Origin of the sequence: Alkalicoccobacillus plakortidis, from assembly GCF_023703085.1 — a bacterium.
GTDB lineage: Bacteria > Bacillota > Bacilli > Bacillales > Bacillaceae_D > Alkalicoccobacillus > Alkalicoccobacillus plakortidis.
Genome location: NZ_JAMQJY010000001.1, coordinates 1,390,908 through 1,405,915 on the forward strand (window position 1 = coordinate 1,390,908; position 15,008 = coordinate 1,405,915).

Here is a 15,008-nt window from a genome sequence, read left to right on the forward strand (position 1 = left end):
GTTGACTGCTTGCGACTCAACGCCCCCGCTAGCTTTCTTTTTTGTTTATTTTACCATATAAACTCTTTGTAGACGGTTTAAAACCAAAGAAAAACAACAATTGGAATAATAATTGAGACCATGACTGCACATAAAGTCATCGCGACCGTACTGATTGCCCCTTCTAATTCACTAAATTCTAAGGCTTTAGCTGTACCAATGGCATGAGAAGCACTGCCAATTCCAACGCCTCTTCCTACAACATGATCGATCCTAAATAATTTACAGAAAAACGGGTATAAGATCGTTCCTGTAATACCGGCAATTGTAACGAGTATTGCCGCCAGTGACGTTTGACCACCAGCAGACTCGGCCAAATCTAGGGCAACAGCTGTTGTAACAGATTTCGGCAAAAGCGAAGCAATAATCTCTTTATCAAACCCTAATAAACTCGTTAAAAGGAATGTACTCAAAACACCAACCAGCAAACCAGCTGCCGTTCCAATTAATAAAGGAAGTCGGTATTTTTTCAAAAGAGTAAGCTGTTTATAAAGTGGGAAAGCTAGGGCAACTACAGCAATACCGATAAGGGATTCAAGCCAGCCTGCCCCTTTTATATAATCATCATATGGAATATTAGCTGTATATAAAATAAGTAAAAGGAAAACTGTACTAGTAACCAACGGGAGAAAAAAAGCATATGGAAATCGTTGATATAGCCACTTGCAAGCCACGTAGCATAAAATTGTTAGGCTTGTCATCGTTAAAAGTGCAAACATTATGGGGAGTTCCTCTCTTGTTTTAACGCTAGGTATTGACTAATAAGTCCAGATAACACAATGATCATTAACGTACTAAACATGGTAATAAGAATAAGTAATAGTCCACTTTGTGTAAACAAGATTGGAAAAGTTACTATGCCAGCAATAATAGGTATAAATAGTAGTGAAAGATGTTTGAGAAGAAAGGCAGCCCCCTGATCAACCATTCTTACGGGTATAACTCCAGACATAAGGCAAATAAAGAGAAGAAGCATTCCTATCAAACTTCCCGGCAATGGGATTGACAGCCATGCTTGAAGTGTAACTCCAATAAAATAAAACACACTTAATAGGAGTAAGTGAAGGATCATTCGACATACTTGTTTCATTTGTTATCACGTCCTAATGTCATATATTGAACGGCTTTGTATTTTGGTTCCCTATCAGGAATCGTTTGAAATAAAACCACATTAGATACTTTAAACGTTTTTTCTTCTAAAGGCACGAATTTATGTTTAAAGTTCATTTGATTCATCCACTTTCTGGAAATTGTTAGGTGAGGTTGATATGGTCTTGAGTCCACTTGCACTCCACAGTCACGAGCAATCTCTTTTATATAATTTTGAAGCCTTGAAAGCTCGTCACATTCTTCTACACCTAGCCAATAAATTCGTGGCTGTTGCTCTCGTCCAAATATTCCTGGATGACTGATTGACAATGAAAATGATGGACAGTTTATGAGATATTTATTTATTTTCTCTATGAGTGTTTTTCTTTGAGTCTGTTCAATTGCTCCTAAAAATACAAGCGTAATATGGTAATCCTGAAAATGGACCCACTTCAAAAAGTCTTCTTCATTCCATACCATTTTTAACTTGTCATGGATGTCTTGTCTGAGTTGAATAGGCACAGGTATAGCGATAAAAAAATGATCCTGCAAGGATATGGCCCTCTTTCTATGAGTAGTTAATCCGTTCTCTAATCAAAATGATCATGGTTGGACATGATCTTATGATAAACTAATACTAGCTTTCGTTTCAAAAAAGGAGTGTACGCATGAACGTTTTTCAAAATATGGCAGAGCTAATTGGGAATACTCCGTTAGTTCGCTTACAACGAATCGCCTCAGATAAAGGTGCAGCCGTTTACCTAAAAATGGAGACTCAAAATCCAAGCGGTTCTGTAAAAGATCGAGCAGCTTTCCAAATGATCATACAAGCTGAACAGGATGGACACTTAAATCCCGGCTCTACTATCATTGAGCCCACTAGTGGGAATACGGGAATTGGTATTGCCATGAATGCGGCAGCAAGAGGCTACAAGGCGATACTTGTGATGCCTGATACCATGTCTCAAGAGCGTATTAACCTTTTAAAAGCATATGGCGCCAAAGTAGTATTAACTGATGGCGATAAAAAAATGCCAGGTGCAATCGAAAAAGCACATGAGCTGACAAAAAGTATACCGAATAGTTACATGCCCATGCAATTTGAAAATCCATCAAATCCAGATGCCCATCGGAAAACTACAGCACATGAAATCAAACGCTCATTAGACAGTATTAATAAAGAGCTAACTGCTTTTGTAGCTGCATCAGGAACTGGTGGCACAGTAACCGGGACTGGTGAGGAATTAAAAAACCTTTATCCAGGCGTTTCTATTCATGTTGTTGAACAAGCTGGGTCTCCTGTATTATCTGGTGGGAAACCAGGTCCTCATAAGTTAGTTGGGACAAGTCCTGGATTCATCCCCCCTATTCTAAATACGGATGTTTACGAAGAGATCTTTAAAATAGAGGATGAGGATGCGTATCGTGTGACAAGAGCATTAGCTCGAGAGGAAGGGATTTTAGTTGGACCTTCATCGGGTGCTGCTTGCTTTGCGGCCATGGAAGTTGCTAAACGTCTAACACCTAACGACACGGTTGTTGCGATTGCTTGTGACACGGGTGAGCGATATTTATCAACAGATCTATTTGTATTTGAATAATTGACAAAAGCTCAGCATAACCAACTCTGCTGAGCTTTATTTTTTATCACATAATAATACATAATTAAACGCTTGAAAAAAAAGACGAGCCATTGTAAAATATAAGCGTCTAGGGAATTAGATAAACTGTCAGATTATATAGACTTTATAATAATCTGCTTTTATTCGTAGAGAGACAACACATCCCTGACTCGCATCAATCATTAAAGAACCGTGCATGATGCAGGATGAATCTGCATACATTTAGCAATAGGATCTAGTCATGATTATGTATAAGGAGTGGTGTTTTGAAAACTTCAACTGATCGCATGCTGACTCGTATTAAGTCCATTTACCTCTACATTAAACAAAGGGGGACCGTCACGACGAATGAATTAGTTGAAGAGTTCGGAATTACTCAACGAACGATCCAACGTGATTTGAATGTACTTGAGTATAACAAACTCGTGACAAGCCCTACACGTGGAAAATGGAGTACAACAAACAAAAAAACAAGGGTTTCATAATGAACCTTTCAATTTTGAAAGAGACCGAGGCAAATAAATTTGTCTCGGTCTCTTTTGCTCTTATTCAAACAACATAAGTTCCTGTTCTGTTAGCTCTCGATATGATCCCAAAGGAAGAGATTCATCCAGTGTAAGCTTACCAATTGATGTTCTCTTTAACGATAAAACGGTTTTATCTCTCGCTTTAAACATGCGCTTTACCTGGTGAAATTTCCCCTCTGTAATCGTCAGTTCAATTAAAGAGGTTTGTGCAGATTTTATGATGTTGAGCTCTGCAGGCTTTGTTAGATATCCGTCCTCAAGGTGAACACCTATGCGGAAAGCCTCAACATCTTCATCCGTTACAACACCATCTATCGTCGCTTGATAGACCTTTGACACATGGCGCCGAGGTGACATCAATCGATGCGAAAACGCTCCATCTGTAGTCAGTAATAATAAGCCTTCCGTATCCTTATCCAACCTACCTATAGGGAAAATCTTAAAAGCTGACCACTTTTTATCAAGTAGGTCAATGACCGTTTTGTGCATCGAATCCTCTGTTGCCGATATCACACCCTGTGGTTTGTTTAACATGATATATACGTCTGCTTGGTAATGAACGACACTACCCGCCACCACAACCTGCTGATCACTAGCATTAACTTGTGCTTTGGCATCCTTAACTAACACATCATCTATATAAACCAGTCCAGCTTTTAATAGCTTTTTGACTTCTTTTCTCGAGCCATGACCCGTATCTGCTAGAAACTTGTCTATCCTCATTCTGTATTGCCCCTTTACTTACATATCTTCTGTCTTCTCAAACATATATTCTTTTCGATTTGCTTTTACACATAACACTAATCCAATCGATAACCCTGCAGTAATTAAAGAGGTTCCGCCATAACTTATCATTGGTAGTGAAAATCCAGTTACAGGTAATAAGCCAACATTCATGCCTATATTCTGGAAAATTTGAAATGCAAACAAACCTGCAACTCCCGCACAGATACTTACATCAAATTGATTGGTTGATTGAAAACCAATCATAACAATTTGGTACAGAAGAATAAAATAAAGACTAATGATCAGACATGCCGCAATAAAACCATGTGTATGAGCAATGATGGCAAAAATAAAATCCGTATGTGCCTCTGGTATGTAATATAAGTTGTTTTCTGCACCAGTCCCGCTTAAGCGTCCAGATCCAACAGCCCTCAGGGCCAAATTTACCTGGTATGCTTCAGTTATGTACTCAGTTGGATTTAACAAGCCATGAAATCGTCTTACCTGATAATCTTGTAAATGAACAAACACATACTTCTCAAGCAGATCCATCCTTGCAAAATAAAGATATACAAAACCAAGAATGGCCGATACCGGAACGATAATTATGGATAATGTCCATTTTAAACTTACTTTTGATACTAATAATACAGACAAAACAATTGCAGCGATTTGCATAATTGTACCCATATCAGGTTGCTCGATTAGCAATAATGCAACTGGAGAACATAGAACAGCAAGCTTAATGATGAGCCAAAAATCTCCCTTCCATTTACTTGACCATTCTTTATGCTTACTAACCACATAAGATAAGGTGATAATTAAGAAGATTTTTGTTAACTCAGCAGGCTGAAAGGAACCAATTACCGGAAGTCGGTACCAGCGAATGGCTCCGTTATCTTCTCCCCAAACAAATGAAGCTGGTACTACCAAAAGTCCCACAAGGATAATAATTCCAAAAACATAAAGAAACCAGTGAGCCTGTTTGATGTAATCAATGTCTATAAAAGACATCGCAATGACCAATATAAACAACCCAATATAAAAAACAAATTGTCTAATAAAAAAATTAGTCGAGTATTGTTCCAATCCCTGTGCCTCATATATATAAAAACAGCTTATAACCATAAATAAAAAGAGAAGAAACAATATGTTGTAATCTATTTTTGTTTTCGACATGTTCACCCACCTAATTCCCAATTCCTTTTATTATATCGACTCCTTTCTTTTTTGCACAGCTTTATTCCCTTATTTTGTTTAAAAAGAAATCAGTCACCATTATTCGGTAACTGATTCCTTCGCTTCAAACATATAATGCTTCGTTCTTAAGTTCACATTTAAAACAATGCCCATAGCCAGCATATTCGTTAATAACGCACTTCCTCCATAACTGATAAAAGGTAGTGCAAGTCCTGTAATTGGCATTAATCCAATTGTCATCGCAATGTTTTGGAAAACTTGAAACACAAGGAGTCCAATGACTCCAGCAACTAAATAAGAGCCATACAGGTTGTTACAAGTCAACGCAATCATGATCATACGATAGAACAAAAGAAAATATGTGACTAATAGAATCATTGCTCCAAAAAATCCAAACTCTTCACCGATTGCTGCAAAAATGAAATCTGTATGGATCTCTGGAAGTGTATCACTTTGTGTTTGTACACCCTGCATAAATCCACTGCCATAAAACTGACCAGACCCAATGCCTTGAATCGCTAAATTAAGTTGATAACCAATCCCTGAAGTATCGCCATCTGGATCTAACCAACCATAAATCCGGTCAAGCTGGTGAGATTTAATAAAGATACTAAAGATATCGAAGTAATTGTTGTGTAACCATACTAGCGCAACGATTCCAAAAACCATCATAAAAAACATAAAAAATAGAATTCGCCATCTAATGCCTGACATTAAAAGCATGACTGCAATAATACTCGCAATAACGAGCGCCGTACCAAGATCGGGTTGCTTTAAAATAAGGAAAAAGGGTGGAACACCTAATGCTAGAACTTTAAGCAGGAGCATTAAATCCCCTTGTATCGATGTGTCTTTTCGATTACTGGTAACCTTATATAATAAATGAGCTAACGCTAATATTAGAAAAATCTTCATAAACTCTGATGGCTGTATCTCTGTTATACCAAGGTTTATCCAGCGTTGTGCTCCATTTCGATAAACACCAAAAAATTCAACGACCAGAAGTAAGAGCATTCCAAAGCCATAAACCGGGATTGTTAGATTTTTAAAGAAATCATAATCTATAAACATAACTCCAGCTATAATGATTGCACCTACTGCAAACCATATGACTTGACGTATCACAAAGTAACTTGGATCTACTGCATATTGACCTGACGCACTGTATATTGCTAACAGGCTGATACACATCAATATAAACATAAGAAACAATAAGGTATAGTCAAGCTGCTGAAGGCTTGATTTTCTTTCTTGCATGCTGTTCCTCCAAAACTAAGGCTTAGCCTTTAATTAGGCTGTTTTTATTTGGTCTTCTTGATCCAATTTCAAGCGACTTTGCCGTATGTTGCTCCGAGAAATACTTGCCAAAATCGCAATTGATATCATGGTAACTAGAAGAGAGGATCCCCCATTACTAACTAATGGAAGCGTAATACCTGTGATTGGCAACAGACCACTCACAGCACCGATATTAAAAACAACTTGAATCGCTAGTTGAAAAACAATTCCAAACGCTAATAAACTTCCAAAAGGCGTTTTGCAGCGAATGCCTATGACAACACCTCTAAAGAGAATCACCCCGTAACAACCGATAACAAATAACACGCCAAGAATGCCAAGTTCCTCTGAAATGATGGCAAGAATAAAATCAGTGTGTGCCTCAGGTAAGTATAGAAGCTTCTGAACACTTCCTCCTAATCCAGTTCCTGTTAATCCGCCATGTGCAAAAGCGATATAACCTTGAATTAGCTGAAGCCCATCATTCAATGGATCAGAAAATGGATCAGAAAATGAGGTTAAACGTCTAAAACGATAGGGTGCTGCTACAGCTAGTGTGATAAACAATGAGCTGCCCACTAGGCCTAAACCAAGTAGATGAGGCCACCTTGCGCCTGATAAAAAGATAATGAAGAAGGTAACCATTAATATTGCAGTAGCTGTCCCAAAATCTGGTTGCAGCATAATTAAAATAAAAACAAGACCAACAACAATTAATGGAGGTAGAACGCCCCTAATAAACTTGTGAATATACACTTGCTTTTGAGAATAAACTTGAGCAAGGTAAATAACCATACCAAGCTTAACAAATTCAGATGGTTGTAATCTAATTGGACCAAGTTGTAACCAACGCTGCGCTCCCCCACCTGTGCTACCAAAACCAATAAGAACTAATCCCAACGATATAAATGACAACACAAGGATAAATGGAGATAACTTTTTGAATATCTGATAATTAAAATGCATAAAAAAGAGAAAAAATCCTGTGGCTAAAAGAAACCAAACGGCCTGTCTTTTTAAGAAGAAGTATGGATCTCCAGTCCCACCCTCTCCCATATATATACCTTCTACATAGCTTGAACTAAAAACCATTAGCACACCAAAAGAAGCCAGTGCAAAAACTGTCAGGATTAGCAGCCAATCATTATCTTTTACAAACGAATATTTCATTGCCTCCCCCACTTCACCCGAACATAGTCAGTTCTTATATTATAGCAGAGCCTCGACATTTCAAAAAGAGGATGAAGCTGTCATAACTTGTTGAAAATCGTGCGCCAATGACGCAAATTCTCTAATTTCTTAATCAGGTCGTTTAAACCTAGCTCCTAAAACAATCTCAGCCAACCGAGTGCGATACGTAAGGTACGCATAAACAATGGCTCCTGATACAGCCCCAACTCCTGTTAAAACAAAGCTGTTGAATCGGTTTTCTAGTGGGAACGTCATACTTAGCCCCTTATCAATAATCCAAACTGCCCCAAGCCATTATCATTGAAAACACAAGCAAATATGCCCCTCTTCTGACTATTTGTTTGTACGAAAAAGACGTATACGTACCGATTCCCCAAAGCGTGATCGCAATCGCAACAATAAAGCCGATATATGTAGCCAAAATTGCACCATTTGGACCCATTTGAACCAATAGGAAATGATTTAATGCAAGCTTTAACGCTAATCCAACAACTAATGCCGTAATGGCAAGCATCTGTCTATTGATACCTTGCAAGATTGCAGCTGTTACTGAAAACAACGAGAATAACAATGTAATTGGCCCATAATAACGTAACGTCTCTCCTCCAATGGCTAGATCGTCAACACTAAAAAGCGCAACAAAAATTGGATCAGACAAAACCGCTAAACCGATAGCTGCAGGTAACGTAATAAACAGAATCAATTGAAAGGTTTGCGTAATAAGACGCTTGGAGCTGTGAATAATCCCCTTCCGTATACGCTTTTGTAATCGTTGGTACCAACGTAACAGATAATGCCGTGGCCAAAGCCATTGGAATTAACACAATTTTGTGAGCCGATTGAGTTAAGACTCCAACAAAATTTTCCGATACTTCCCCCATGCCAATACTAGCGAGGGCCCCGTTAATCGTCATCGTATCAACTAACTGAAATAATGGGATGGCTAACCCCACAATTGATAGTGGAATAGCGTACCAAATTAACTCCTTATACATCGCCTTAAGAGGCAATGGTTTTGAAGACTTATTACTTGTTGCCATACCAAGCATGTTTTGACGATTTTTAAAAAGATAATAGAGCAAAACAGCTAATCCCGCTAAACCTCCAACAAATGCACCAAACGTAGCAAATCCAACGGCAAGTCCAATATTGCCATCATACACATTCATAATTAAAAAGGCTGCAGCCAAAATAAATGAGATCCGAACAATCTGCTCAATAACCTGTGACACAGCTGTAGGCATCATTTGCTGACAACCTTGGAAGTACCCTCGAATCATACCCATAATCGGCACAATCAGTAAGGCAACACTGACCATACGAATCGTAAAAATAATATCCTCATACGAGTTCACACCAGCTTTTTCATCCGGTAGAACTAACGGTGTGATAAAAGGAGCCATAAAAAAAAGCAGCAAAAAAGCGATAAATCCGGTTATACTCATAACAATTAGACCAGATTTAAATAACCTATATCCTGTTTCATAATCACCCATTGACTGATACTTTGAAACAAATTTAGAAACGGCTAAAGGAAAACCTAAAGTAGCCAAACTTAACAAAATTGTATACGGTGTGTATCCATACGAATAAAGACCTAAACCTGTTTGTCCCACTAATGCAGAAAAAGGAACAACATAGATAAAGCCTAATATTTTTGAAGCAAGAGTTGCCGCGGTTAAAATCTTTGTCCCGCGCATCAAATTCGTTTCTGCCATGTTTTCCTCCTGTGCAAACAACTGAAAAATGTCTAACTTGAATTGTAGCATAGTTTTAGAGTCGATATTCGTGACGATTCATGTAAAAAAAAGAGACGATAATCGCCTCTTTTTTAGTGTTAACAGGATGATCTATGCTTAACCTGCAAATTCATCTGGTTTTATACCCTTAGACTTTGTTTTCACTGCAAATAGTGCTCCCCCATGTTTATCCTTTTCATCTCCGCTTGAAGCAGAGGTAATATATAAGGTTTGATAATCCTCGCCTCCAAAGGCACATGAAGTTACACATTTTGCATCTACTTGAACAGCTGCGATTTTTTCTTTTGTAAATGGATTAAGTTGAATAACCTGCCAGCCATTATACATCGCAACCCATAACATACCTTCTTGATCAATTGTCATTCCATCCGGAAACCCATCTGTTTCTTCAAATGTATAGACAACGTCTCTGTTTGTAATCTCCCCACTATCTAGGTTGTAGTGATAAGAAACAACCTGTTGGGTCAATGTATCAATGTAATACATGAGCTCATGAGATAGATCCCATGCTAGACCATTAGATATCTGTACATCGCCAATAACTTTTTGACACGAATAATCGGTATTCAGTCGATAGAGAGCTGCGTCCTTTTCTTGACCTTCTGTCACCATAGTTCCTGCCCAAAACCTTCCTGCTGGATCACATTTCCCATCATTAAAGCGATGATGAGAGACTTCTTTTTCAGGGGAAGCGACTTTTTCTAAACGATCCGCATCAAACAGATACATTCCATCTCTCATCGCGAGTACAAAACCACCTTTTTTTCGTTTGACAACCGCGGTAACTTGTTGACCAAATGAAAGCTGCTTATTTTCATTTTCTTTTGGCGAATATGTATTCAACTTGCACCCATCAATATCAACCCAATGCAGCACTTGTTTTTTCTCATCCCAAAATGGGCCCTCACCTAACTGTGCTTTTGTATTCCAAACAATTTCTGCTTTCATCTTATGCCCTCCTCACTCATCTTTATTTGTTTTAATGTAATACGTTCTGGCTCTTGGCCCATCAAATTCACAAAAATAAATTCCTTGCCACTGTCCAAGAATCAGGTTCCCTTCAGATACAATGACCGTCTGAGATGGACCAACCGTACTCGCTTTTAAATGGGCAGCAGTATTACCTTCCATATGACGATCATTCGAATGCTCCCACGGGTAAACCTCATCAAGTCGCATGAGCATATCATGTTTGACATCCGGATCAGCATTCTCGTTGATGGTGATGCCAACTGTTGTATGCGGACAGTAAATGATAACCTGTCCATGTTGTACTTCTGAATCCTTGACTGCTTTTTCCACTTCATGTGTGATATCAATCATGCTATCTCTTTGTGTTGTATGTAATCTTTTCTTCTCAAGCATGGTGATCTCCTCCTTCGTATCATTCATTTATCTTTTTATTCCCTAGTTGTTGATTGTAAAAACAGGAATTTGAGAAAAAATACTTGGCTCAATGTCTTCACTACCGGAATGAGCACACATCTCGATTGAGGGTGCGGCGCTCATGAACGTGGAATACTGCTTTAAAAATATACACAGCAAAAGCCCCTTTGGATAAATCCCAAAGGGGCTTTTGCTGCAGACTTATACTTTTTCTGTACTTTCTATATTGGATTGTTTCTTTTGAAAGATATTCACACCCGATTCTTCTAGTAACGTAATGGCTTGTTTTACTGGTAGCTTGTCGAAGCCGAATTCTTGATGGATACATTGTTCGATTTCTTCCGCTGTTTTTAATTCTCGTTTTTCCGTTGTACCATCAGGGTAATAAATTCGTAGCTGATCGTTACGTATACGCATATTACAGTCTGGCTTCCATAGCTGACAGCGCAATTCTGACATGTAGGTTGCCGTTGGTTTGTGTGAGCGGACAAGCATATTTTTAATAAAAGCTTTACTAGTCCGTTTATATGGTGTAAATGTCCAACAGTCTTCTGTAAGATTACCTTTGATATATCTTGCAAATTCAAAGGTTGTATCTGTTAATCGTTTAATAACAATCGTTTCATCATGAAAGCTGTATTCATAGCGGTCTTTTTTCTCAATCCGTACGGGTGTGAAAATTGGAGCTGCGACCCCACAATCAATAAATATATGTTCACCATTTAAGCGCACCATTAAAGCTAAATGTTCATCTCCAAGGTGAATGTTATAACTTGTAAAACCTAATTCCTTCAAAAGACTTCTTAATGTTGTATTTAATACATAACAGGTTCCACCAAATTGATGTTTCTGAAATTGCGAGACAAACTCATCCAAGCTTGGAACAGCGCGGTCTTTAAAGGTTTGATTATGACTATTTATAAGCTTCCCTATATTTTCAAATGGAAACTGAAACACATGTGCCCGGACTATTTTTTTCAAAAAGGAGTAAGAAGGCAATTCCTCTTTTAGCCCAAGTATATCTAAATATTGCTTTACCTCAAGCTTTTGCATAAAGACCCCTCCTAGCTTAATAAAAAATCTGAAAAATCAAAATAAACAACCGGATGTATGTAATATACCCATGAAAATTGTCAGCAACACCTTTTTTGTAAGGTTATATGACTGAGAAAATGCTTAATTGAAAGAAAAGATGTCTTAAGACCATTGTTTTAGTAATCTGATATGTTTAGAGATTCTAGCAAGGCATAGCTTATCCACAATCCAAAATGACCAAAAAACAAGCGAAACAGACATTTACAATGTCTGTTTCGCTTGTTTTTTGACTTATGAAAAAGCACTACGTAAGAATTTCTTTGGACGCTTCTTGTTTTCGTTGATTTTTTAAGTGAATTTCATGTAACCTCTCAAACCCTTTATACGCAATCCACATATTCACATGAATGATAAAACTAACGCCAAAAAGCGGAATCAATCCTGGTAGAAAAATGAGGAAATAATAGGTTGAGAGCATGCTTACAAATAAAAAGACCATATTAGCTGGGTGTAAAAAACCAATGAAAAGTGCTTTTTTTAATGTGGCTAACACTCCAGCCTGATAATGAACCATCACCGGGAATACGTACAACAAAAGCATCCCAATCGAAATACCAATTGCAATCATCACAACATGTAAAGCAGTGTGAAGAGGTCCTTCTATCGTCCTAAAAAACAGTAAATCTACATACCAGATAAGAGAGATAATTATGAGGATGGCTCCGACTCCATTTGAACGCAAAAATGATGAACGGTATACATTCCAAAACGTTTTTAATAATGGGATGTCTTCTTCTCCAAGCTGCTGTTTTACGTGCAATTGCAAAGATAGCAGTTGTACTAGGCATAAACCCGAGTACAATTCCACCGAGCAAAGTTCCTCCTACCCATAAAAGGTTTAGCAAGAAAAAATACGTTATCCACTTACAGAGATTATAAATTCCCGTAAATAGTCGATTCATCTCCATCGTTATCTCTCCTATCTGCAATATCTATACGCTTGTTTGATTTTGCTTCAAAATTTCTTCTATATGGATCGATTTCTTTTCCTTCACCGAACGCCAGATGGCTTCTCCAGTTGCCACAGCATAGCTGCCATCCCTACTGCCTGATAAAATTTCATATGGACGTGTTGGATCTGGCCCCATAAACAAATCCTCTTGAATGACCGGATCTCCACCTCCGTGTCCACCATCACGCTGAACAACATGAATCGTCTCTTTAGAACCGAACAACGGGAAAAAATCAATGGTTTGTTCATCAAACGGAAATGGCACACGAGACGGCGCATGGATTTCCTTGGTTTCAATTCTTCCTTCCGTTCCGTTGATTGCTAGTCTATATCCTTCATAAGGTAAGGAAAAATTAATGGAGTAGCTTAGCAATGCTCCTTGGTCGTACCTCACAGTTGCTGTGTACGTATCTTCTATTTCTATTTCTGAATCAAAGATACATTGATCTGGTCTGTAGTTTGTGTATTGATTCTTCCTACTCTTATCTGATTGGATATGATCATCCTTCACTGTTATGCTATTGCTTCTTGAATTCCAAGCGAGAATAATAAGGACACTGAAGCTGCAAATTACAGGTTGCACACACACGCCCATCTTCTTTTTTCGGATTATGAACACTATCTTCTCCATAATAATTCAAAGCACCAAATGCAAATGCTTCTTTTGGTGTTTGATCGAGCCACCAATTAATTAAATCAAAATGATGCGAGCTTTTATGGATCGAAAGGCCTCCCGAGAAGGCACGATTGCGGTTCCACCTTTGGAAATAGCTTGAGCCATGATATGTGTCAATGTACCAGTTTAGGTCGACAGAAGTAACTCTGCCAACCTTGCCTTCCAAAATCATCTCTTTAATTTTTGTATGGAATGGGCTATAGCGATAATTAAAGGTAACTGTAACCTTACCCTTACTCTTCTCTTCTGCGTCCATAATTCTTCTGCAATCAGCAGCAGTTGTAGCCATTGGTTTCTCTGTAATTACATCTAAATCTTGTTCAAGCGCAAGAAGAATATACTTCACATGGCTATCATCTCTACCTGTGACAATGATCACATCCGGCTTTGTTTCATTCACCATTAACTGAAATTCAGTTTCATTATATTCACGAACATGGTCTATCTCAGGCAGTTGTTCTTTTATTAATTGAAACCGTTTTACATCATTATCTAATAACCCTACTAACTCAGAAGTAGCTGAAAAGCTATTAAGCATAGGTTTGATAAACATACCCACTGCTCTATTACTTACTCCACATACTGCAAATCGTTTCATGTCATCGTCTCCTTACCCTTTAAGACTTCAATCCACTTGTGCTAATTCCATCTACAATGTAACGTTGGAAAATAAAGAATATCACAAATACCGGCAATATACTTACTGTTGTCATTGCAAACATAGCACCCCAGTTGGTAACTGCACTTGGATCAGAGAATAATTTTAAAGCTAATGACACTGGATATTTTTCCGGTGTGACCAGATAGATTAATGGTCCCATAAAGTCATCCCATCTCCAATAAAAAGAGAAAATTGCGGCTGTCATCATTGCGGGAACAACTAATGGCACAATAATACGGAAGAAGATAGAGAAAGTGTTACAGCCATCAATTTTCGCAGCTTGATCGAGCTCTGTTGGGATCGTTCTAATAAATTGCATGATCAAAAAGATAAAAAACGGAACTCCGAAGAAGGTCGGTAAAATCAACGGTAGGTAAGTATCAATCCAGCCAAATCCTGAGAACATAACATATTGAGGGATCATAACCATCTCATATGGCAGCATTAATGTTAGCATCATTAATACAAACCACATTTTTTTACCTGTAAATTTAATTCGCGCAAAACCATATGCGATGAATGTTGAAGAGATCACACTACCAATTGTGGCGATAATCGTTATGACAAATGAATTTTTAAAGAAGGTTGTAAAGGTAATTCCACCAAAACCTTTCCATCCCTCTGTAAAGTTATCAAATGCCCACACTCTTGGAATAAGTGTATGTGCATCAACAAAAACATCCGAGCTTTGTTTAAAAGAACTCATCACCATCCATGCTAGTGGGTAGAGCATAATTAACGTGAATATAATCATTAATACATGTTGAACGATTTTTCTAACTAGTTTTTTTCGTTTTGTATCCATT

18 protein-coding genes and 1 pseudogene are annotated in these 15,008 nt (G+C 38.0%); 2 read left to right on the forward strand and 17 right to left on the reverse strand.

Translation table 11 applies throughout. From position 1 onward, the window contains the following. Window positions 1-77: 77 nt before the first annotated feature. From NDM98_RS07460 to thpR, 3 genes are read right to left on the reverse strand one after another with little or no spacing between them, the layout of a single operon-like run. Window positions 78-758 carry an LrgB family protein gene (locus tag NDM98_RS07460; RefSeq protein WP_251605894.1) on the reverse strand — a complete coding sequence of 227 codons (681 nt, stop codon included), beginning with the start codon at window positions 756-758 and terminating at the stop codon, window positions 78-80. After that, window positions 758-1,129: a CidA/LrgA family protein gene (locus NDM98_RS07465; protein WP_251605896.1), complete on the reverse strand. Its 372-nt coding sequence runs from the start codon at window positions 1,127-1,129 to the stop codon at window positions 758-760. Before NDM98_RS07465 ends, NDM98_RS07460 begins: the two co-directional genes overlap by 1 nt. After that, the gene (gene thpR, locus NDM98_RS07470) at window positions 1,126-1,680 is read right to left on the reverse strand and encodes an RNA 2',3'-cyclic phosphodiesterase (protein WP_251605898.1); all 555 of its coding nucleotides are present in this window, start codon (window positions 1,678-1,680) and stop codon (window positions 1,126-1,128) included. Before thpR ends, NDM98_RS07465 begins: the two co-directional genes overlap by 4 nt. Window positions 1,681-1,796: 116 nt before the next feature. Here thpR and cysK point away from each other — a divergent pair, with 116 nt between their 5' ends. Both cysK and NDM98_RS07480 read left to right on the forward strand, forming a co-directional pair. Then, entirely contained in the window at window positions 1,797-2,729 is a 933-nt protein-coding gene (gene cysK / locus NDM98_RS07475; RefSeq protein WP_251605900.1) for a cysteine synthase A, read from the forward strand. 287 nt (window positions 2,730-3,016) lie between these two features. Continuing rightward, window positions 3,017-3,235, forward strand: a complete 219-nt coding sequence (locus NDM98_RS07480; RefSeq protein WP_143846456.1) for a DeoR family transcriptional regulator — start codon at window positions 3,017-3,019, stop codon at window positions 3,233-3,235. A 60-nt stretch (window positions 3,236-3,295) separates the two neighbouring features. Here NDM98_RS07480 and NDM98_RS07485 read toward each other — a convergent pair whose 3' ends face one another. The 14 genes and pseudogenes from NDM98_RS07485 to NDM98_RS07535 form a co-directional block, all read right to left on the reverse strand. Continuing rightward, a complete protein-coding gene (locus NDM98_RS07485; RefSeq protein ID WP_251605902.1) occupies window positions 3,296-4,000 on the reverse strand; it encodes a pseudouridine synthase in 705 nt (234 codons plus the stop codon). Between the two features lie 18 nt (window positions 4,001-4,018). Next, window positions 4,019-5,182, reverse strand: a complete 1,164-nt coding sequence (locus NDM98_RS07490; RefSeq protein ID WP_251605904.1) for an FtsW/RodA/SpoVE family cell cycle protein — start codon at window positions 5,180-5,182, stop codon at window positions 4,019-4,021. A gap of 99 nt (window positions 5,183-5,281) precedes the next feature. Continuing rightward, window positions 5,282-6,460, reverse strand: a complete 1,179-nt coding sequence (rodA, locus tag NDM98_RS07495; protein ID WP_251605906.1) for a rod shape-determining protein RodA — start codon at window positions 6,458-6,460, stop codon at window positions 5,282-5,284. Window positions 6,461-6,493: 33 nt separating this feature from the next. Further along, window positions 6,494-7,651, reverse strand: a complete 1,158-nt coding sequence (gene ftsW, locus NDM98_RS07500; RefSeq protein WP_251605909.1) for a putative lipid II flippase FtsW — start codon at window positions 7,649-7,651, stop codon at window positions 6,494-6,496. Between the two features lie 129 nt (window positions 7,652-7,780). Further along, window positions 7,781-7,927 (reverse strand): hypothetical protein, encoded by a 147-nt coding sequence (locus tag NDM98_RS23915; protein ID WP_307728718.1) that lies wholly within the window; start codon window positions 7,925-7,927, stop codon window positions 7,781-7,783. 13 nt (window positions 7,928-7,940) lie between these two features. Further along, on the reverse strand, window positions 7,941-8,375 hold the full coding sequence (locus NDM98_RS23920; RefSeq protein ID WP_307728719.1) for a polysaccharide biosynthesis C-terminal domain-containing protein: 435 nt from the start codon (window positions 8,373-8,375) through the stop codon (window positions 7,941-7,943). Beyond that, window positions 8,323-9,390 (reverse strand): putative polysaccharide biosynthesis protein, encoded by a 1,068-nt coding sequence (locus NDM98_RS07505; RefSeq protein ID WP_307728720.1) that lies wholly within the window; start codon window positions 9,388-9,390, stop codon window positions 8,323-8,325. Before NDM98_RS07505 ends, NDM98_RS23920 begins: the two co-directional genes overlap by 53 nt. Window positions 9,391-9,528: 138 nt before the next feature. Beyond that, window positions 9,529-10,380 carry an SMP-30/gluconolactonase/LRE family protein gene (locus tag NDM98_RS07510; protein ID WP_251605912.1) on the reverse strand — a complete coding sequence of 284 codons (852 nt, stop codon included), beginning with the start codon at window positions 10,378-10,380 and terminating at the stop codon, window positions 9,529-9,531. A 12-nt stretch (window positions 10,381-10,392) separates the two neighbouring features. Then, the gene (locus NDM98_RS07515; protein WP_251605913.1) at window positions 10,393-10,797 is read right to left on the reverse strand and encodes a secondary thiamine-phosphate synthase enzyme YjbQ; all 405 of its coding nucleotides are present in this window, start codon (window positions 10,795-10,797) and stop codon (window positions 10,393-10,395) included. Between the two features lie 222 nt (window positions 10,798-11,019). Then, entirely contained in the window at window positions 11,020-11,871 is an 852-nt protein-coding gene (locus tag NDM98_RS07520; protein ID WP_251605915.1) for an arylamine N-acetyltransferase, read from the reverse strand. A gap of 286 nt (window positions 11,872-12,157) precedes the next feature. Next, a complete protein-coding gene (locus tag NDM98_RS07525) occupies window positions 12,158-12,640 on the reverse strand; it encodes a YesL family protein (protein WP_373370397.1) in 483 nt (160 codons plus the stop codon). Further along, window positions 12,522-12,821 carry a DUF624 domain-containing protein gene (locus NDM98_RS24585; protein ID WP_373370360.1) on the reverse strand — a complete coding sequence of 100 codons (300 nt, stop codon included), beginning with the start codon at window positions 12,819-12,821 and terminating at the stop codon, window positions 12,522-12,524. The genes NDM98_RS07525 and NDM98_RS24585 overlap by 119 nt, the downstream gene beginning before the upstream one ends. Window positions 12,822-12,845: 24 nt before the next feature. Further along, window positions 12,846-14,139: pseudogene (locus NDM98_RS07530) on the reverse strand (Gfo/Idh/MocA family protein). A 19-nt stretch (window positions 14,140-14,158) separates the two neighbouring features. Beyond that, the gene (locus NDM98_RS07535; protein WP_251605919.1) at window positions 14,159-15,007 is read right to left on the reverse strand and encodes a carbohydrate ABC transporter permease; all 849 of its coding nucleotides are present in this window, start codon (window positions 15,005-15,007) and stop codon (window positions 14,159-14,161) included. Window position 15,008 lies beyond the last annotated feature (1 nt).